Genomic DNA, 18241 nt, shown 5'->3' on the forward strand with positions numbered 1-18241 from the left:
ATTAGTAAAATATAGGGTAATTTTAAAAATTAAGAATTCAACTTCTTTTGAACTTTTTTGATTCGGAAAAACATATTGACAACCTTCAATTCTGATCGTTTTTAAGATGTTGATTATTAGTATTCTGTGTGACTTTTGAACAATAAGAGTGCTTTTAATATTTTTTGAGCTAATCTCTCATTTGAAATAATTTTCTTTGTAGTGCAATGAATGAAAATGTACTCGAAAAGTTAAAAACGTTAGCCGAATCAGCAAAATACGATGTATCTTGCTCTTCGAGCGGTACTGTCCGTAAAAATATTCCGGGTGGTATTGGAAATACTGTTGGAGGGATGGGCATTTGCCATAGTTTTACCGAAGATGGCAGATGCGTTTCTTTGCTGAAAATAATGTTGACAAATAACTGTATTTACGATTGTGCTTATTGCATCAACCGAAGAAGTAATGATATCAGGCGTGCAACTTTTACAGTACAGGAACTTGTCGATTTGACGATTGAGTTTTATCGTCGTAACTATATAGAAGGGTTGTTTCTCAGTTCGGGAGTTATAAATAATCCAGATTATACCATGGAACGTATGGTGCGTGTTGTAAAAGAACTACGTACTGTTCATCGGTATAATGGATATATCCACATGAAAAGTATTCCCGGAGCCAGTCAAGAATTGGTGAATACTGCCGGTCTGTATGCCGATCGTATGAGCGTTAACATAGAAATTCCCACCGAGACTAATTTGAAATTGCTTGCTCCTGAGAAAGATCACCTGAGTGTATATCAACCCATGCGGTTTATTCAGCAGGGTATGCTTCAGAATATCGAAGATCGTCAAAAATTCCGCTCTGCTCCACGTTTTGTGCCTGCGGGACAGAGTACACAAATGATTGTAGGGGCAACCAACGAAACGGATAAGGATATTCTAATTTTGTCTTCAAAATTATATAAACGTCCTAGTATGAAGCGAGTCTACTATTCGGGTTTCATTCCTGTTAATAGTTATGATAATCGTCTTCCGGCATTAAAGCAAGCACCTCTGGTGCGTGAGAATAGATTATATCAGGCCGATTGGCTGATGCGTTTTTATCAGTTCAGAGCCGACGAAATTGTAGATGATGCTTATCCTGATTTGGATCTTGAAATAGACCCTAAATTATCGTGGGCATTACGCCATCCCGAAATGTTCCCTGTTGATATCAATAAGGCAGACTATGCTTTAATTCTTCGTATTCCGGGAATTGGCGTGAAATCGGCTAAATTGATTGTTACTTCCCGAAGATACGGAAAGCTAAATGCATATCAGTTGAAAAAAATGGGTATAGTAATGAAAAAGGCTCAGTATTTTATCACCTGCAATGAATTGGCGATGCATAATACCATTAATGAAGTGAAGCCCGAATATCTACGGAAAATACTAACAGAACCCAAAAAGAAAAAAGGAGAAGATGACCAGCAGCTTTCTATAATTTTTCCCGATTAAAATTACAGTTCTCTAGATGTTTATTTTATGATTGTATTTTTCTACGATAAAACATTTGAAGGTTTACTTACTGCTGTATTTGATGCTTACAGTAGAAAAACTTTTCCTGATAAAATATTAGGTGAGGGGAGTATTGCTCCTATGTTTTTAGAAGAAAGTTATACCGTGATAACTCAGGATGATAAGTCGACAAGAGTATGGGAATCTCTGCAAAAGAAGTTGTCGAAGATGGCGTGCAATATGCTCAATTACGTATGGCTTTCGGAAGAAGAGGGCAGTGATGATTTATTGTTTCGATATATTCGCAAGGTCTTTGATAATACCTATTCTATTGAGATGAATTTTGGCGATGCTGATGTACTTCAAATTCATCAACTAGCAAAAAAAGTATCTAAAGAGAAGCATTATTTGATTCAGTTTATCCGTTTTCAAAAAGCGGCTGACGGAATCTATTTTGCACCTGTATCTCCTATTTACAATGCCTTACCCTTAACTATAAATCACCTGAAAGACCGTTTTTCCGGTCAAAAATGGGTGGTTTATGATTTGAAACGGAAGTATGGTTATTACTATGACCTGCATACGGTTGTTGAAATAACATTGAGTGACGACGAACATTTGTTAAGTGGAAAGTTGGATGATGCTCTTATGGCAGAAGATGAAAAGCTTTTTCAGGAATTGTGGAAAGGTTATTTCAAGTCTATGACGATCAAAGAGCGGATTAATCCGAAATTACATCGTCAGCATATGCCTAAACGTTTTTGGAAATATCTTACAGAGAAACAATAGACCTTAGAATCAAATAACCGCTCTATTTTATAAGAAATAGGGCGGTTGTTTGCTATTATATATAAACTGAATATTATTATTCAGTTTTTATTTTTTCATTGCAATTGCTGATATCTACATCTCCACGGTAAGCATGTAAATGTTCAGATTCAGATTTTTTTTTGTCGCTGCATAGACCTTCGCTTTTTTTCATTGGAGCTCCTAGTCTACTGTCTAAGTCAGCTTTGGCAGTATAATCTTTTTCTTGAGCCATAACAGTGTTTTTTAGTTAGATGGTAAACGTCTGATTTTTATTCTAAACCGTACCAATTAAAACAAAATAGGAGTGTAAATTGTTTAATAAGAAATGATTATATAGATCAAGTTTCAGCAAATTCGATAGATCTGTATATAAATACTAACTTAAAACTTATGGCTATGATTAAAGGAAATGCATTACAAATATTACAAGATAGGTATAGTGAAATTGAAGAGGATATGACTTTCAGAGAATTTGTAGAACAACAAGCTGATATAGATCCTGATTTTTATAGAACTTTATTTACTGAAAATTCAGGTAGTGCAGCCGGAAGTTCTTTAAACGAGAGACAACTTCAAGCTTATAAAGATTTTCTGGATAGTATATAATTAAATAATCTTTTATACTTGCTAAAAAAAGAAAGCCCTGAAATTTTCATTTACAGGACTCTCTCGGCTTGCGGATATTATGAAATACTACTTTATGCGTCTATCAGTTTTGGATTCCAAGCCAATAGGCTTGCACCCAGAATTACTGCATCTGAGTCCTCTATATTCGAAGTAAGTATCTTTGTTTTTCCGGAATATATTTTCAATACATTTGCTTCAAACGACTCGTTGATAGCTTGTCTGAAAAATTCATTCGATTTGGCAACTTTTCCCGAAAGAATAAAGGCTCTGGGGCTTGAGTAAGCAACCAGATCAGATAATAATTGCCCTAGTAAATCAGCAGTAAAGTGATACACCTCTTTAGCTAACTTATCTTCTTTTAATAAAGCCTCGTATACATTTTCAAATGCTAATTCGTTTTGTGGTATATTGCGTAGGATGCTGTCTTCCTTGCTCGATGCTAATAATTCGAGAGTTGTTGCGACTATTCCGTCCGTAGAGCAATATGCTTCGAGACAATCTTTTTTACCACATTTACAAGCTCTACCTCTATCGTTATGTACATTTATATGTCCTGATTTACCGGTGAAAATTTTGTGGCCGTATACTATCTCACCATTTGCTACAGTTCCTCTGGAAACTTCGTTATCAAGGGATAGAAGAATAAAATCTTTCATTCCCTGGGCTATGCCGTATTCCATTTCTCCCATTGCAGCTGCATTGGCATTATTGGTTAAAGTAATAGGGAGGTGCAGCTTTTTGGTTAGTATCTGAGTAATAGGAGTATTGCCATTCCATTTATGATCAGGAGCAAACTCTACACATCCTGTGAAGTAATTACTTTCGGACGAGGCTAAGCCTATTCCCTTTATATTTTTGACTTCTCCTTGCTGTGCGATTAAAGCCGACAGGTGATCGTATATTGCGTCTATATATTCGGTGATATTCTGATAATCAGAACTAATACTGCTTTTGTTTATAACATTACCTTGTGTATCCACAATACCTATCGAAGTAGTGGTATTGCCCATATCAATGCCTATAGCATATGTTTTACTCATGGTTGAAATATAAAAGTGGTTACTGGTTTTCGGTATTCAGGTTTGTTATTTTTATACTTAGACCATGGTTAACGAACCGCGAGAAAAAAATAACGATCAAAGGTCAAAAATAGTGAGGGAAGAAAAAATGATATATATCAAATAATGATGCTTGAAATCTTAAAAAAAAGGATTGTGTTGTTACCATTGTCCTGATCGAACACGACTTAAAGACTCGGGAGTCATCAGCAGATAAGAGGCAATATGTGCTATGGGTGCACGTTTGGCAGCTTGCGGATATTCTTTGATAAAACGTTCGTAACGTTCACGAACACTTTCGAAACGCCACGAATCGGCTTTTTGCTGCGATAAGATTAAGGTTGCTTCTAAGAAGCGACGGTATAATATACCTATCTCGGGTTCTTTTACGGCTAATACTTCGATCTTATTATATGGGATACAATATAAGATAGTTGGCTCTAAGGCTTCTATTAAGAGACGTGTGGGTTCCTGACGAAAGAAGCTTTCTATACATACCGCAACATTGTTTTCACAAGTAAAATGTTCGGTTACATCGCGTCCGTTTTTGTAATAGAATTGCCTGACTAGTCCTTTGTCAACATATTGTATGTATTTGCTTATTTGACTATCATTAAGAAATAGCTCTCCTTTTGGTAACTCTTTACGTTCAAGTATCGAAGCAAAGCTCTCCAGATCTTTATTGGAAAGCTCATGCTTATACTTTACCGATATTTTTTTAGCTATTTCTATTTGATTTTGCATATATGGGCTATGAGCAATACTTAGTCGTTATAAACCTTGTTCAACATCTCGAGAAATGAATTAGAAGGTTGTGCTCCTGATACTGCATATTTACGATTGAAAACAAAAAAGGGTACACTCGTTATTCCAAATACTCCGGCTTCCTGAATATCTGAAATCACCTTATCTGCAAAATCGTGGTTGTTAAATAGATTTTCGAGCTCTTGTTGGTCTAAGCCTCCATTTATGCCGATCTTTATTAAAGTATCTTTGTCGTTCACATTCTTGCCCTCTGTAAAATAGGCCCTGAAAAGTAATTCTTCTATATCGTTTTGATTCTTTCTGCTTTTACCTTTGGCAAAGTGACTTAATCGGTGTGCATTGATTGTGTTCGCTACTACTACTTTATCCATGTGAAAATCAAGTCCGGTTTGCTTTGCCATGTTAACCACATTTGCAAATAGACCTTCGGCTTGCTGCTTAGACATACCTTTTTCTCTTACAAAAGAATCAATTAAAGATTCTCCGTGTGTATCTTCAGGTACATTAGGATTTAGCTGGTAGGCTTTCCATTCCAATTCGACTTTGTCTTTATGTGCAAATTGTTCAAGAGCTTTTTCGAAATGATGTTTGGCTATATAACAGAATGGACATGCAATGTCGCTCCATACTTCTATATTTATTTTTGCGAGAGTAAATGACATAAAATTATTTTTTACGATTATGATCCTTCAAATAGTATTTGCGATCTTATTGTAAATATAACAAATAAGTGGTGAAAAAGATTCTAGCAATTATAGGAATGATTGTAATCCTTCTAAAAAAATCGAGGAGTCCATTGTAAATAATATTAAAATGATTCTTGATAATTATTTGGAAACCTATTAAGAATATTAAAACTTAATCCAAGTCAAGCTTATTTAATAGCTAAATTGAGCTATAATGGGAAGTAGTATAAATAGAGTAATTTCAATAAGTGTGATTCTGAAAAATACCTTATATGCTTTTTCCATTTTAGCACAATAGAATATCACAGACATTATAAAGCTAAGTATTATTAAAAAGAGTAATAAAATAAATGAGCATATCAAAAAAATAGATAGATCCATACTTTAAGGAATATAACTAAACGACTCCAAGTTTTAACTTGTACAATTCGAGAACGCTTGAGGTAAATATTTCTAGTCCTAAAGAAAGGCTGATTGTTGAGGCTCCTAATGCAACAAGGATTGTTATTGTTAAATGTGAATATTCTCGTGATAATATCCCTTTAATAATAAAAAAGATCCCAGCAATATATCCTAGTGGTATTAATGCACCAAAAAACAAAACAAATATAGTATCAAATGTATGTTCTACTATATAATCCCAATGAGCGGAAAAAAGTCCCACAAATAATAAAAAACTAGAAATAACAGAAGTTGAGAATCCTATTATTGAAAGAGAATAATTGTCAATTTTCATGCGAATAAATGAAATTCTCTGATTTAGACTTTCTTCATAAAGAGGCACCTGAAATCAGATGTGTTTTTAGTCTAACTCAAAGTTAATGGGTATTCTGAGAATTTTCTTTGTATTATAGCTCTTCATTTGTGAAAATATCCAATTATTATTTCTGAATTAGGCGAATCATCGCAGATTCCCCTAATTGTTTATATTTATTTCTTCGAGAAGAATCAGAATCTTAAAATTCAGATGTAAAATGGAAACGTATATTTTTAAAATCCTGCTGAGCCATCATAAGCACATAGTTTGAGTCAGCGAGAAATACGTCTCTACCTTCCTTATCTTTGGCCATATACTGAGCTTTTCTTTTCTTGAAGTTCTCAATTTCCTCTATGTCGTCACTTTCAATCCAACATGCTTTGTATAGGTTGATGGCTTCCCATTTACATTGTGCTCCATATTCATGAAGTAATCGGTATTGAATAACCTCAAATTGAAGCTGTCCTACAGTACCTATAATCTTGCGTCCATTGAATTGATTGGTGAATAGCTGAGCAACACCCTCATCCATCAACTGATCGATACCTTTTTGAAGTTGTTTAGTTTTCATCGGATCAGCATTCTCTATGTATTTGAACATCTCGGGCGAGAAACTTGGTAATCCTTTGAAATGTAGATTTTCTCCCGATGTAAGGGTATCTCCGATCTTAAAATTACCGGTGTCAGGTAAACCGACTATGTCACCTGCATAAGCCTCATCAACAGTTTCCTTCTTTTGAGCCATAAATGCCGTTGGCGATGAAAAACGCATTTGACGATTGAATCGCATATGCTTGTAATTGACATTACGCTCAAATTTCCCGGAGCATATTTTAACGAAAGCAATACATGAGCGGTGGTTTGGATCCATATTGGCATGTATTTTGAAAATAAATCCGGTGAAAGCCTCTTCATTCGGATCTACTTCTCTCTCTACTGCCTCAATGGGGCGTGGAGATGGTGCTATTTGAACAAAGCAGTCTAACAGTTCCTTTACTCCAAAGTTGTTTAGGGCAGATCCGAAAAATACCGGAGCAACCTGTCCTTTCAGATAACGATCCATATCGAGTTCAGGATACACTCCTTCGATAAGTTCTATATCTTCACGAAGTTTTTTTGCTAAAGTATTGCCGATGTGATTTTCCAGTTCGGGATTATTGATGTCACTAAAGGCGATAGACTCTGTTACCGTTTGTTTACTAGGAGTATATAAGTCGAGTTTCTTTTGAAATATATTGTATACACCTTTAAACTGTTGTCCGCTATCTATAGGCCAGCTAAGTGGGCGAACTTTTATTTTAAGTTCTTCCTCCAATTCGTCAAGAAGATCAAACGGGTCTTTACCGTCTCTATCCATCTTGTTTATAAATATCATAACCGGAGTATTGCGCATCCGGCAAACCTCCATAAGCTTGCGTGTTTGTGCTTCCACCCCTTTGGCTACGTCAACAGCAATAATTACACTGTCAACGGCTGTAAGCGTGCGATAGGTATCTTCGGCAAAGTCTTGGTGACCGGGAGTATCTAGAATATTTATTTTATACCCGTCATATTCGAAGCCCATAACAGATGTTGCTACCGAAATACCACGTTGTTTTTCGATCTCCATCCAGTCGGAGGTTGCAGTCTTTTTTATTTTATTCGATTTTACAGCTCCTGCAACGTGTATCGCACCTCCGAATAATAGTAGTTTTTCGGTCAGCGTTGTTTTTCCGGCATCAGGGTGACTGATAATCGCAAATGTACGTCGTCTTTTTATTTCTTTTTCTAATTCGCTCATATAATGATGTCTACTTTCTTCTTTATCGAAAATGTTTTTTGTTGAATATCAGTGAAGTATTCCAATTCAACTGCCAGTAATTAATTGGTTATTACTTTTGTTTGAAAGTGCAAAGATAATATATAAACTAATAGGTAGAAAGCAATTAAATAACTCGTTTTGGGTTTATGTATGATGATACTTTTATTATCGTATTTCCTTACAATAAATAGCGGTTAGGGTTGAACTTCTTAAGTGATTAAAAAGTTTGAGTCCTTAAATTATTTTCCATTAATGAAATATATATAATTTTAAATCCAGATGTGTTAATTAACGCATTCTTTCCTAATCAAAGTTAAATTATGGCTATTTTGTGTAGAATTTACTCTATTTAGTTTTGAAATTAATAATTCATATCTATATTTGCACCGTGTTTTTCATAGTATTAGATTTAAGGTTAATAATTGAGGAGTAGGTTGTCGTGATGACAACCTCTTCTTTTTTGTACCAACTTCATGTTATACAACATATGAACTGCCCTGAAAACAAAGAAAGATGCAAATCTTAATTTGCATCTTTCGAGACTGTTATCGTGACACTCTTATTTATAGATTTCTTTCTTACCTGCAAGAAGTGTATTTCGCATCAAGGAGATAATTGTCATTGGACCGACACCTCCGGGAACAGGAGTAATGAATCCTGCTTTGGCTGCAACTTCATCAAAAGCAACATCACCTTTTAGTTTAAAACCTGATTTGGTTTCGGTTGATGGTACTCTTGTTGTGCCAACGTCTATTACTGTTACCCCTTCTTTTACCATATCTCCTTTCAGAAACTCGGGAGCGCCTAGGGCTGCTATTATAATGTCGGCATTTAAGCATATTTCTTTGATGTTAGGGGTACGACTGTGACATACTGTAACAGTTGCGTCTCCCGGGTAGCCTTTTTGCATCATAAGAGTCGCAACAGGTTTCCCAACTATATTGCTTCGACCTAATACTACACAGTTTTTTCCTTGAGTAGGTATTTCGTAGCGTTTCAGTAATTCAACAATACCTGCAGGTGTTGCAGATACGAAGCAAGGAAGTCCTATTGACATACGACCGACATTGATCGGGTGAAAACCGTCAACATCTTTCCGATAATCAATTGCTTCTATTACTTTTTCTTCTGAAATATGTTTGGGTAAAGGTAATTGTACAATAAAACCATCTATATCTGGATCATTGTTTAACCTTTCGACGCAGGCGAGTATTTCGTCTTCGGTTACATCGTTCTCATATCTGATAAGTGTTGATTTAAAGCCAACCTCTTCACATGTACGAACTTTGTTTGAGACGTAAGTTTCGCTGCCTCCGTCATGACCAACAAGAACGGCAGCCAGATGAGGTGTTTTTCCTCCTTTTGCTTTTATTACACTTACTTCTTCGGCAATCTCTTTTTTTATTTGAGCGGCTATGGCTTTTCCATCAATAAGTTGCATAGATATTATATTTAATTGGGGATAAGATCGCAGACCTTTTTGCTGCTTTGGTGAACAATCCTAAACTAAAGTGAATGGTATTCTGATTTTAAAACTCACAAACTATAAAAGTAATGCGTATTTGAAATTACTGATATTAAAAAGAGGAGCACAATGACTCCTCTTTTCAATTTATTTTATCGCTTCATTCCGGGCATCTTCGACATCAATTTGCCTGCACCTTTCATTTGGGTCATCATTTTCATCATTTTGCGAGTTTCGTCAAACTGTTTGATGAGTTTGTTTACCTCTTGTATGGAGGTTCCGCTTCCTTTGGCTATACGTTGGCGGCGGCTTCCGTTGAGGATTTCAGGACTTACTCTTTCCTTTGGACTCATCGAGTAGATAATTGCTTCGATACTTTTGAAAGCATTGTCGTCAATATCTATATCTTTCATCGCTTTTCCAACACCGGGAATCATAGCAGCCAAATCTTTCAGGTTACCCATTTTTTTGATTTGGTGTATTTGAGATAAGAAATCGTTGAAGTCAAATTGGTTTTTTGCAATTTTCTTTTGAAGTCGACGGGCTTCTTCTTCATCGTATTGCTCTTGGGCACGTTCTACCAGAGAAACAATATCACCCATTCCCAATATACGGTCGGCCATACGTTCGGGGTGGAAAATATCTAGTGCATCCATTTTCTCGCCCATACCTACAAACTTGATCGGTTTGTTTACTATAGAGCGGATAGATAAGGCTGCTCCACCACGTGTGTCACCATCTAATTTGGTAAGGATGACTCCGTCAAAGTTCAGTCTGTCGTTAAATTCTTTGGCAGTATTTACGGCATCCTGTCCTGTCATAGAGTCTACAACGAACAATATTTCGTGAGGTTTAACTGCTGTTTTGATGGCTGCGATTTCGTTCATCATCGCCTCATCAATAGCCAGACGACCTGCTGTATCTATAATTACAACATCGTTGCCATTTGCTTTAGCTTGTTTTATTGCATTCTGAGCAATTTCAACAGGATTTTTATTTCCATCTTCAGAATATACAGGCACATCTATTTGTGTTCCTAATATTCTTAGCTGCTCTATTGCGGCAGGACGGTATATGTCATCTGCAACAAGCAGAGGTTTTTTTCCTTTTTTAGTTTTAAGAAGATTGGCAAGCTTTCCGGAGAAGGTTGTTTTTCCCGACCCTTGTAGTCCGGCCATAAGTATAATGGTAGGATTACCATCCGTACTTATATCTACTGATGTGCCTCCCATTAGCTCTGCAAGCTCATCATGTACTATTTTTACCATCAACTGGCTTGGCTTAACGGCCGTAAGCACGTTTTGTCCTAAAGCTTTTTCCTTTACAGTTTCAGTAAATTGTTTTGCGGTCTTAAAGTTAACGTCGGCATCAAGCAAGGCCCTGCGCACGTCTTTCAATGTTTCGGCGACATTGATTTCCGTTATCTTACCTTCACCTTTTAATAACTTAAACGAGCGGTCTAATCTGTCACTTAAATTTTCAAACATACAATTATGGTGTATTCTTTTGTTATATTTTTTACTTCAATCTGATGAGATGCACAAAGATAATAAAGTTTTTTTGATCTCAATTGTGAATTAAATGATACATGGGTTGTTGTATCTCTGATTACTATATATAAAATTTGAGTAAAATAAGTATCTTTGTTTATCACAGACGAAATTTACAGATATCGGAACTGAAAATGTAAATCTTTTAATAGGGGCATTTTCATGGAAGTATCTACTATTATATAAATGATTAAAAAGAATATGGACAAAGTAATTATTAACTCATTTGAGGAGTTTGAGCAATATGTTGGTAAAGAAATCGGTGTTTCCGATTATTTGAAAATTACACAAGACAGGATTAATTTATTTGCTGATGCAACATTGGATCATCAATGGATACATGTTGATGTCGAAAGAGCTAAGAGTGAAAGTACATTTCATAATACAATTGCTCACGGTTATCTGACTTTATCGTTGCTTCCACACTTATGGTCGCAAATTATTGAGGTTCGTAACCTTAAGATGATGATCAATTATGGTATGGATAAGCTTAAGTTCGGTCAGGCTGTTGTTGTTGATAGTGAAGTGAGGATTCGGGTGAAACTTTTATCTGTCGTAAATCTGCGAGGTACAATAAAAGCTGAAATGAAAGTTACCATGGAGATTAAAGATGCTCCTAAAAACGCTTTTGAGGCAACTGTGTTTTTCTTGTATAATTTCTTGTAAAATAATTTAGATTTAGATTATAATTTGATATGAAAAGAACCCTGCTGTCGGTCTCTATTTGTTTAATGTGCACTCCTGTTTTTAGTCAATGGACTTCAAATGGTAATATTATAAGTACAACGCAAAATGTAGGTATTGGAACAACGGCTCCTGCCTATAAGTTAGATGTGAATGGGGATGTAAGATCAAATAATGTTGTTTTGTCTCCTGGAGGACAATTAAGTCCATTTCTCTCTGATAAATTTGCCTATAAAGAACAAATTATGGGTCAGTATGCTTTAGGATGGATGGCTGATTCTTGGAGTTCAGGCGGAAGAACTTTATGGCAAAGTGGATTTGGTGGTATTAAATTTTTCACAGCAGGTCAATTTCGCATGAGTATTCATGCTTCTGGTTATGTTGGTGTTGGAACCGAAACTCCTGCCTGTAAGTTAGATGTTAATGGTGATGTAAGATCAAATAATGTTGTTTTGTCTCCTGGAGGACTATTAAGTCCATTTCTCTCTGATAAATTTGTTTATAAAGAACAGATTATGGGTCAGTATGCTTTAGGGTGGATGGTTGATTCTTGGGGTTCAGGCGGAAGAACTTTATGGCAAAGTGGATTTGGTGGTATTAAGTTTTTCACAGCAGGTCAATTTCGCATGAGTATTCATGCTTCTGGGAATGTTGGTATCGGAACCGAAACCCCGACACAGAAATTAGATGTAAATGGCAATATAAGAGGTAACCATCTTTATGCTAACGGAACCGTTTTTGCCAATGAAGTAAAAGTTGAAGCAACAAAATGGTCGGATTTTGTGTTTGATAAAGAGTACAAGCTACTGCCTTTAGAGGACGTGAAAGCTCATATCGAAGAACATAAACATCTTCCAGATGTTCCTTCCGAAAAGCAAGTGCTGGAAGAAGGAATCAATGTAGCCGAAATGCAAGCCAAGTTGTTACAAAAGATCGAAGAGTTGACATTATATGTAATTCAACAAGATGCGAAGAATAAAGCTTTGGAGCAAGAGATGAAAGAACTTAAAGCTTCTTTTTCTAAAGAATAAAGTTTTTCTAAAAGACGATTATCATGAAAATAAAAGAAATACTACAAACAATAGAACATCTGGCTCCCCTGCCTTTGCAGGAGAGTTTCGATAATTGTGGAGTGCAGATTGGTGATGTAAGTCACGAAGTAAAGTCCGTACTTTTATGTATAGATGTTACCGAAGATGTAATGGATGAGGCTATCCGTTTGGGATGTAATCTTGTTATATCGCATCATCCCTTGGCTTTTCGTAGTTTTAAATCTTTAACAGGCAAAAATTATGTAGAACGTTGCATGATAAAAGCTTGTAAACATGATATTGTTGTATATGCTGCACATACTAATTTAGATAATGCTGCTGGCGGAGTCAATTATCAATTAGCCAAAATACTCGATTTACAGCAAGTTAAGATTCTTGCACCGCAGAAAAGTAGTCTAGTAAAACTGGTAACATTTGTTCCGGTTGATTATGCTGAAAGTGTCCGTACAGTATTGTTTAATGCCGGAGCGGGAAATATTGGTAACTACGATGCCTGTAGTTATAATATAGCAGGTGAAGGGACTTACAGGGCTGGCGAGAATGCAAATCCATTTTTAGGAGAAAGGGGAGAATTGCATCGTGAAGCCGAAATCCGTATAGAGGTAATCCTTCCGGCCTTTAAGCAAAAAGAAATATTAAATGCTTTACTGGCAATACATCCTTATGAAGAACCTGCGTATGATTTCTATAAGTTAGAAAACTCATGGTCGCAAGCCGGTAGTGGTATTGTGGGAACTCTGCCCGATCCGATGGAAGAAGAAGACTTTCTCTATTATTTAAAAGATACTTTGCATTTGTCAAGCATTCAACATTCCACCTATCGAGGAACTATGATTCATGAGGTAGCTTTGTGTGGAGGAAGCGGAGCTTTTCTTATTCCTCAGGCGATTGGTTACGGAGCAGATATTTTCATAACAGGCGAAGCCAAATACAATGACTTTTACGATGTCGAGGATAAAATCTTATTAGCAACCGTAGGACACTATGAATCAGAAGTATGCACAAAGGATATATTTTATGATTTAATTTCGGCAAAGCATCCCGAAGTAGAATTAAATCTCTCTCAATTTGATGTGAATCCAGTAAAGTATCTGTAATTTAAGTTCGCAGAGCGTTTATTTCTTTAACGGGCAAGTGAGTGATAGATAGTTTATTCTTTAAATATTTTCTTTTGCTTATAGCTGATATTATAATGAAAATATAGTATCTTTGTATTCGAATTGTGATAAGTAAATAACAATTCTGTGTATAGATGTGGTGATATACTCCCTCTGAAATACTGCAATGTAGTAAATAAAGAAGCGAAATGTTGAGCTTTTTGTTTGCTGCATTTTTTTATTCCTGTGCTGTGTAGTAATAACTTAAAAACAAAATATAAAATGGCAAAGAAACAAGCTGAAAAAGAAATTGCAGTAGAAGATAAGCTAAGAACGCTTTATAGTCTGCAAGAAAAATTATCTGAAGTAGATAAAATCAAGATTCTTCGTGGTGAGTTGCCTTTAGAGGTTGCTGACTTAGATGATGAGATTGCAGGTCTTAAAACCCGTGTTGGAAAATACGAGTCGGATCTTAAAGAGTTTGAAGCTGCTGTTACTCAACAAAAACAAAAAATTCAGGATTGTACTTTGAAAATCGAGAAGTATAAAGAACAACTTGATAATGTACGTAACAATCGTGAATACGATCACCTGAGCAAAGAAATAGAATTCGAAACGCTGGAAATCGAATTGTCAGAAAAGCGTATCAAAGAATTTACACAAAATGTAAAGAATTTGAAAGAGCAAATCGAAACAAGCCATACTTTTCTTACTGATCGTTCTGCTGACTTGGCACAAAAGAAAGAAGAATTAGATGAGATCGTTTCGGAAACAAAACAGCAAGAAGAAGTTTTGAGAGAAGAGATAAAAGGAATCGAAGCAGAGGTAGAACCTCGCCTTCTTCAGGCTTTCAAGCGTATTCGTAAAAGTGCACGTAATGGTTTGGCAATTGTTTCTATTGAGCGTGGTGCTTGTGGAGGTTGTTTCAATAAAATACCACCACAAAAACAAATGGACATTAAACTAGGAAAGAAAATCCTGGTATGCGAATATTGTGGACGTATTATGGTAGACACCGAATTGATAAATAATGTAGGTTTCTTACCTTTAGATTTGTAAGAAAATCATACTACAATAAAACAGAGCCCTTTGAATAATTATTCAAGGGGCTCTTTGTTTTTATAAAAGTACTTTTATACCTATTAAAAAGAGTAACTTTTCATTAAAAAAGTATCTTTGTCATTCAGAGTATAATTTCTATAGACTATAGGCGTTATAATTTTAACTCGGTTTTCTCGTTTTTACTTTTTAGGTAAGTGTTATAAGTATAAAAAAATAATAAATGAAGAGATATCATTTTCTACTATTCATTGGAATAATCATTCTTTGTAGTTCGTGTGGAACAACAAAAAAATTCTCATATTTTCAAGATTTAGATGAGTATCTGCAAAAAGAGGTGGCGATGTCCGATTCGGTTCAGGAAATAAGAATAAAACCGAATGATCAGTTGGCAATAGTAGTATCATCCGTAAGCGCTCAAGCTGTAGCACCATTTAATCTACCCACAGCCGCAGCTATGTCTCCTAATGGTTTAAGCCAAAATTCATTACCTTCTTATTTGGTAGATAGTGAGGGCGAAATTAATTTCCCAACTTTAGGTAAGATCAGGTTGGAAGGACTATCATTGGAAGAAGCGGTCGGTTTGTTGCAAATGCGACTGGAGGATTATGTGAAAGACCCGATTGTTAATATTCAGATACTTAATTTCAGAGTGTCTGTGCTTGGCTCGGTTAATGCTCCGGGACCTTTTTATTTTACAGGGCAAAGAGTATCTATATTAGATGCAATAGCTAATGCCCGTGATCTGACTCTTTATGGCAGGCGCGATAATGTATTGTTGATTCGTGAAAATGGAGGAAAAAAAGAGTTTATACGTTTCGATTTGACTAATAGCAATAGTGTATTTTCTTCGAAATATTTCTATCTGCAACAGAATGACATTGTTTATGTAGAGTCTAATAAGGAACATCAGAAAGATTCACAAATGAGTCAGCAGAAACAATTTAATCTGACACTGATAAGTACAGCTATAACAAGTGTTATTGCTACCATATCGTTAATCATAGCAGTGTCTAATAAATAGAGTATAACACTTTTTGATATGAGTGCAAAAAAGAAATCGGAATTTGTTAATGTAGGAGATGTAATCCTCAAATATACACGATATTGGAAGTGGTTCCTTTTGTCGGGAATAACTTGTCTGTTTATCGCTATCGCTTATCTGAAAACGGTAGATCCTACTTATTTAATAGTTTCGAATGTAAAACTAAGAACAGAAGCTGAGGGGGCTAAGATTGCCTCTTCCCTTGTGCGTAGTTTCGGGTTAGGAGGTTTAGCGGATTCGGACAATATTGACGATGAGGCGGCTGTTATGTCCTCACAATCGCATATGCGTGATATGATTTACGAGTTGGGATTATATACGACTTACGACTTGAAGAAATTCCCTTTCGATAAATCCATGTATAATACCTCTCCATTGGTTATTAGTGTCGATAGATCGGTTATGGATACTTTATCGATGCCTATTAAGTTTAAGATTGATGTAAAGGGTAAATCTGTTGAGGTAAAAGCCGAGATTGACGGGGATAAGGTAGGGGAGTTTCAGTTTAACTCATTACCTGCCGATGTTAAGACTCCCTATGGCAGTTTTTCTTTAAACTATTCGGGCAAATCTATTGGTAAAGATAGTTATACGATAGAAGTATTTTTATCAGGTTTAGACTATGCAGCTGAGAAGTTCCGAAGTCGGATTATGATTGGTGCAGCAGGTAATAGTTCGGATATAATCAGCTTGAGCGTTAGAGATGTAAATAGAGAACGGGGCAAAGATATACTGAATAAACTGGTAGAGTTATACAATATCGATGCAAAATCGGATAAGAACAGAGAAGCTGAAAATACTGCCGATTTTATAAAGGAGCGTATCAACCTTTTAGCTTCTGAATTGAACGATTTAGAGAAATATCTTGAAAACTTCAAGAAACAAAATAATATAACAGACATTACGGCTGAATCTACTGTCTTTATTGAGAAATACAATGATCTTCAAGAGAAAAATACGGAGATTGATATTCAATTGAGTATAGCCGATATGTTGGAGAATTTTATTTCTGACCCTAAAAATAAATATGAACTGATTCCGACTAATACGGCTGTTTCGAGTAATGCTTTGGAGGCAATTCGTTCATATAATGCTGCTTTATTGGAAAGGAGCCACTTGTTACAAAATAGTACAGATAAAAATCCTGCTGTTGTTGTAATGAATGAACAAATCGGATTACTGAGAAAGAATGTAGAAACCAGTATTCGCAATGCACGTAAAGATATTAGTATTCGCAAGAAAGATTGGGCAGGGCTTGAAGGAGAGATGCAATCTCGCATGTCAGAAATGCCCAGACAGGAACGTGAATATCTGGAGATTGAACGTCAGAGAAAAGTGAAATCAGACCTTTATATATTCTTGTTGACAAAAATGGAGGAAACTCAATTGACGTTGGCTTCGACTACGCCTAAAGCAAAAGTAATTGATGGAGCGTATAATATATGGAAACCTGTTGCGCCCCGTAAGATGATAACGTTGGGTATTGCTCTGCTTTTTGCGGCAATGATTCCTATTCTGATTATTTATCTGCTGGATATATTTAAAACTAAAATAGCATCGAAAGACGAATTGGAAGAGGCTACATCAGTGCCTGTCTTGGGTGAAATCTGTCTTGATAAAAATGCCGGAAATGTTGCTGTTGCCGAGGGCGTGAGTACTTCTACTGCCGAGTTGTTCAGGTTGGTGAGGACTAACCTTCAATTCCTGATGAAGAAAGATGATAAGGTAATCTTAGTAACATCAAGTGTGAGTGGTGAGGGTAAATCTTTCTTTACAGTCAATTTGGCATTATCGTTTTCATTGATTAAAAATAAAAAAGTGGTATTGGTCGGGCTGGATATTCGTAACCCGAAACTGACCGAATATTTAAGTATAAACAGAAAAGATGGTATGACCTTGTATTTGGCTTCGGATGATATGAAACCCGAAGAGATTATAATACATCGTCCCGATCTGCATCCCAATGTATATGTAGTTCCTGCGGGACCTATCCCCCCCAATCCATCGGAATTATTGCTGAATGATCGCTTGGAGGAAATGTTCACCTATTTGCGTGCGAACTTCGACTATATAATAGTTGATACAGCTCCTGTGGGAATGGTTTCCGATACATTCTGTCTCGATAGGATTTCCGATATAACGGTATACCTGTTTAGAGCAAATTATACAAACAAATCGTATCTGAAATTAGCAGAGTCGATTGTTGAAGAACAGAAATTGAAAAAACTGTCCATCGTAATAAATGGAACCACTACCAAAGCCGCTTATGGTTATGGATATGGTGCAAATACAGGCAAACCAAAATAACAC

General features: G+C 36.0%; 17 protein-coding genes. 9 read left to right on the top strand and 8 right to left on the bottom strand.

Annotation, left to right across the window (positions count from 1 at the left end; all coding sequences use genetic code 11):
* The first annotated feature begins 206 nt into the window (after window positions 1-206).
* Both G7050_RS10155 and G7050_RS10160 read left to right on the top strand, forming a co-directional pair.
* Entirely contained in the window at window positions 207-1475 is a 1269-nt protein-coding gene (locus G7050_RS10155; protein ID WP_166114809.1) for a putative DNA modification/repair radical SAM protein, read from the top strand.
* 27 nt (window positions 1476-1502) lie between these two features.
* Window positions 1503-2264, top strand: a complete 762-nt coding sequence (locus G7050_RS10160; RefSeq protein ID WP_166114810.1) for a TIGR03915 family putative DNA repair protein — start codon at window positions 1503-1505, stop codon at window positions 2262-2264.
* A gap of 76 nt (window positions 2265-2340) precedes the next feature.
* Here G7050_RS10160 and G7050_RS10165 read toward each other — a convergent pair whose 3' ends face one another.
* Window positions 2341-2517 (bottom strand): hypothetical protein, encoded by a 177-nt coding sequence (locus G7050_RS10165; RefSeq protein ID WP_166114812.1) that lies wholly within the window; start codon window positions 2515-2517, stop codon window positions 2341-2343.
* Between the two features lie 158 nt (window positions 2518-2675).
* Between G7050_RS10165 and G7050_RS10170 the strand changes: the two genes are divergently transcribed.
* On the top strand, window positions 2676-2891 hold the full coding sequence (locus tag G7050_RS10170) for a hypothetical protein (protein ID WP_166114814.1): 216 nt from the start codon (window positions 2676-2678) through the stop codon (window positions 2889-2891).
* Window positions 2892-2983: 92 nt separating this feature from the next.
* On the opposite strand, the gene G7050_RS10175 is transcribed toward G7050_RS10170, so the two are convergent.
* From G7050_RS10175 to ffh, 7 genes are all read right to left on the bottom strand, one after another.
* Window positions 2984-3952, bottom strand: a complete 969-nt coding sequence (locus tag G7050_RS10175) for an ROK family protein (protein WP_166114816.1) — start codon at window positions 3950-3952, stop codon at window positions 2984-2986.
* A 180-nt stretch (window positions 3953-4132) separates the two neighbouring features.
* Complete coding sequence (locus G7050_RS10180; RefSeq protein WP_166114819.1) at window positions 4133-4714, bottom strand: Crp/Fnr family transcriptional regulator; 582 nt, start codon at window positions 4712-4714, stop codon at window positions 4133-4135.
* 20 nt (window positions 4715-4734) lie between these two features.
* Window positions 4735-5397 (bottom strand): DsbA family oxidoreductase, encoded by a 663-nt coding sequence (locus G7050_RS10185; RefSeq protein WP_221412796.1) that lies wholly within the window; start codon window positions 5395-5397, stop codon window positions 4735-4737.
* Between the two features lie 421 nt (window positions 5398-5818).
* Window positions 5819-6157, bottom strand: coding sequence for a hypothetical protein (locus tag G7050_RS10190; protein WP_166114822.1), 339 nt, complete (start codon window positions 6155-6157; stop codon window positions 5819-5821).
* A gap of 220 nt (window positions 6158-6377) precedes the next feature.
* Window positions 6378-7958, bottom strand: coding sequence for a peptide chain release factor 3 (locus G7050_RS10195; protein WP_166114825.1), 1581 nt, complete (start codon window positions 7956-7958; stop codon window positions 6378-6380).
* Between the two features lie 580 nt (window positions 7959-8538).
* Window positions 8539-9420 carry a bifunctional methylenetetrahydrofolate dehydrogenase/methenyltetrahydrofolate cyclohydrolase FolD gene (gene folD, locus G7050_RS10200; protein WP_166114828.1) on the bottom strand — a complete coding sequence of 294 codons (882 nt, stop codon included), beginning with the start codon at window positions 9418-9420 and terminating at the stop codon, window positions 8539-8541.
* Window positions 9421-9596: 176 nt separating this feature from the next.
* Window positions 9597-10931, bottom strand: a complete 1335-nt coding sequence (ffh, locus tag G7050_RS10205; protein ID WP_166114831.1) for a signal recognition particle protein — start codon at window positions 10929-10931, stop codon at window positions 9597-9599.
* A gap of 264 nt (window positions 10932-11195) precedes the next feature.
* Between ffh and G7050_RS10210 the strand changes: the two genes are divergently transcribed.
* The 6 genes from G7050_RS10210 to G7050_RS10235 all read left to right on the top strand — a co-directional run bounded on the left by G7050_RS10210 (window position 11196) and on the right by G7050_RS10235 (window position 18238).
* Window positions 11196-11660: a MaoC family dehydratase gene (locus G7050_RS10210; RefSeq protein WP_166114838.1), complete on the top strand. Its 465-nt coding sequence runs from the start codon at window positions 11196-11198 to the stop codon at window positions 11658-11660.
* A gap of 29 nt (window positions 11661-11689) precedes the next feature.
* Window positions 11690-12709, top strand: coding sequence for a hypothetical protein (locus tag G7050_RS10215; protein ID WP_166114842.1), 1020 nt, complete (start codon window positions 11690-11692; stop codon window positions 12707-12709).
* Between the two features lie 20 nt (window positions 12710-12729).
* Window positions 12730-13827 carry a Nif3-like dinuclear metal center hexameric protein gene (locus tag G7050_RS10220; protein WP_166117697.1) on the top strand — a complete coding sequence of 366 codons (1098 nt, stop codon included), beginning with the start codon at window positions 12730-12732 and terminating at the stop codon, window positions 13825-13827.
* 282 nt (window positions 13828-14109) lie between these two features.
* A complete protein-coding gene (locus G7050_RS10225; RefSeq protein WP_166114844.1) occupies window positions 14110-14886 on the top strand; it encodes a zinc ribbon domain-containing protein in 777 nt (258 codons plus the stop codon).
* A 223-nt stretch (window positions 14887-15109) separates the two neighbouring features.
* Window positions 15110-15910 carry a polysaccharide biosynthesis/export family protein gene (locus tag G7050_RS10230; protein ID WP_166114846.1) on the top strand — a complete coding sequence of 267 codons (801 nt, stop codon included), beginning with the start codon at window positions 15110-15112 and terminating at the stop codon, window positions 15908-15910.
* Between the two features lie 18 nt (window positions 15911-15928).
* Window positions 15929-18238: a polysaccharide biosynthesis tyrosine autokinase gene (locus tag G7050_RS10235; RefSeq protein ID WP_166114849.1), complete on the top strand. Its 2310-nt coding sequence runs from the start codon at window positions 15929-15931 to the stop codon at window positions 18236-18238.
* Window positions 18239-18241 lie beyond the last annotated feature (3 nt).

This window comes from Dysgonomonas sp. HDW5A (assembly GCF_011299555.1).
Lineage (GTDB): Bacteria > Bacteroidota > Bacteroidia > Bacteroidales > Dysgonomonadaceae > Dysgonomonas_A.

What these genes read in the sequence shown, in the direction of transcription:
- G7050_RS10185 (WP_221412796.1), bottom strand. Translation starts at nt 5,397, where the DNA reads ATGTCATTTACTCTCGCAAAAATAAATATAGAAGTATGGAGCGACATT.
- G7050_RS10210 (WP_166114838.1), top strand. Translation starts at nt 11,196, where the DNA reads ATGGACAAAGTAATTATTAACTCATTTGAGGAGTTTGAGCAATATGTT.
- G7050_RS10175 (WP_166114816.1), bottom strand. Translation starts at nt 3,952, where the DNA reads ATGAGTAAAACATATGCTATAGGCATTGATATGGGCAATACCACTACT.
- G7050_RS10225 (WP_166114844.1), top strand. Translation starts at nt 14,110, where the DNA reads ATGGCAAAGAAACAAGCTGAAAAAGAAATTGCAGTAGAAGATAAGCTA.
- G7050_RS10160 (WP_166114810.1), top strand. Translation starts at nt 1,503, where the DNA reads ATGATTGTATTTTTCTACGATAAAACATTTGAAGGTTTACTTACTGCT.
- G7050_RS10165 (WP_166114812.1), bottom strand. Translation starts at nt 2,517, where the DNA reads ATGGCTCAAGAAAAAGATTATACTGCCAAAGCTGACTTAGACAGTAGA.
- folD (WP_166114828.1), bottom strand. Translation starts at nt 9,420, where the DNA reads ATGCAACTTATTGATGGAAAAGCCATAGCCGCTCAAATAAAAAAAGAG.
- G7050_RS10215 (WP_166114842.1), top strand. Translation starts at nt 11,690, where the DNA reads ATGAAAAGAACCCTGCTGTCGGTCTCTATTTGTTTAATGTGCACTCCT.
- ffh (WP_166114831.1), bottom strand. Translation starts at nt 10,931, where the DNA reads ATGTTTGAAAATTTAAGTGACAGATTAGACCGCTCGTTTAAGTTATTA.
- G7050_RS10235 (WP_166114849.1), top strand. Translation starts at nt 15,929, where the DNA reads ATGAGTGCAAAAAAGAAATCGGAATTTGTTAATGTAGGAGATGTAATC.
- G7050_RS10195 (WP_166114825.1), bottom strand. Translation starts at nt 7,958, where the DNA reads ATGAGCGAATTAGAAAAAGAAATAAAAAGACGACGTACATTTGCGATT.
- G7050_RS10180 (WP_166114819.1), bottom strand. Translation starts at nt 4,714, where the DNA reads ATGCAAAATCAAATAGAAATAGCTAAAAAAATATCGGTAAAGTATAAG.
- G7050_RS10155 (WP_166114809.1), top strand. Translation starts at nt 207, where the DNA reads ATGAATGAAAATGTACTCGAAAAGTTAAAAACGTTAGCCGAATCAGCA.
- G7050_RS10230 (WP_166114846.1), top strand. Translation starts at nt 15,110, where the DNA reads ATGAAGAGATATCATTTTCTACTATTCATTGGAATAATCATTCTTTGT.
- G7050_RS10190 (WP_166114822.1), bottom strand. Translation starts at nt 6,157, where the DNA reads ATGAAAATTGACAATTATTCTCTTTCAATAATAGGATTCTCAACTTCT.
- G7050_RS10170 (WP_166114814.1), top strand. Translation starts at nt 2,676, where the DNA reads ATGGCTATGATTAAAGGAAATGCATTACAAATATTACAAGATAGGTAT.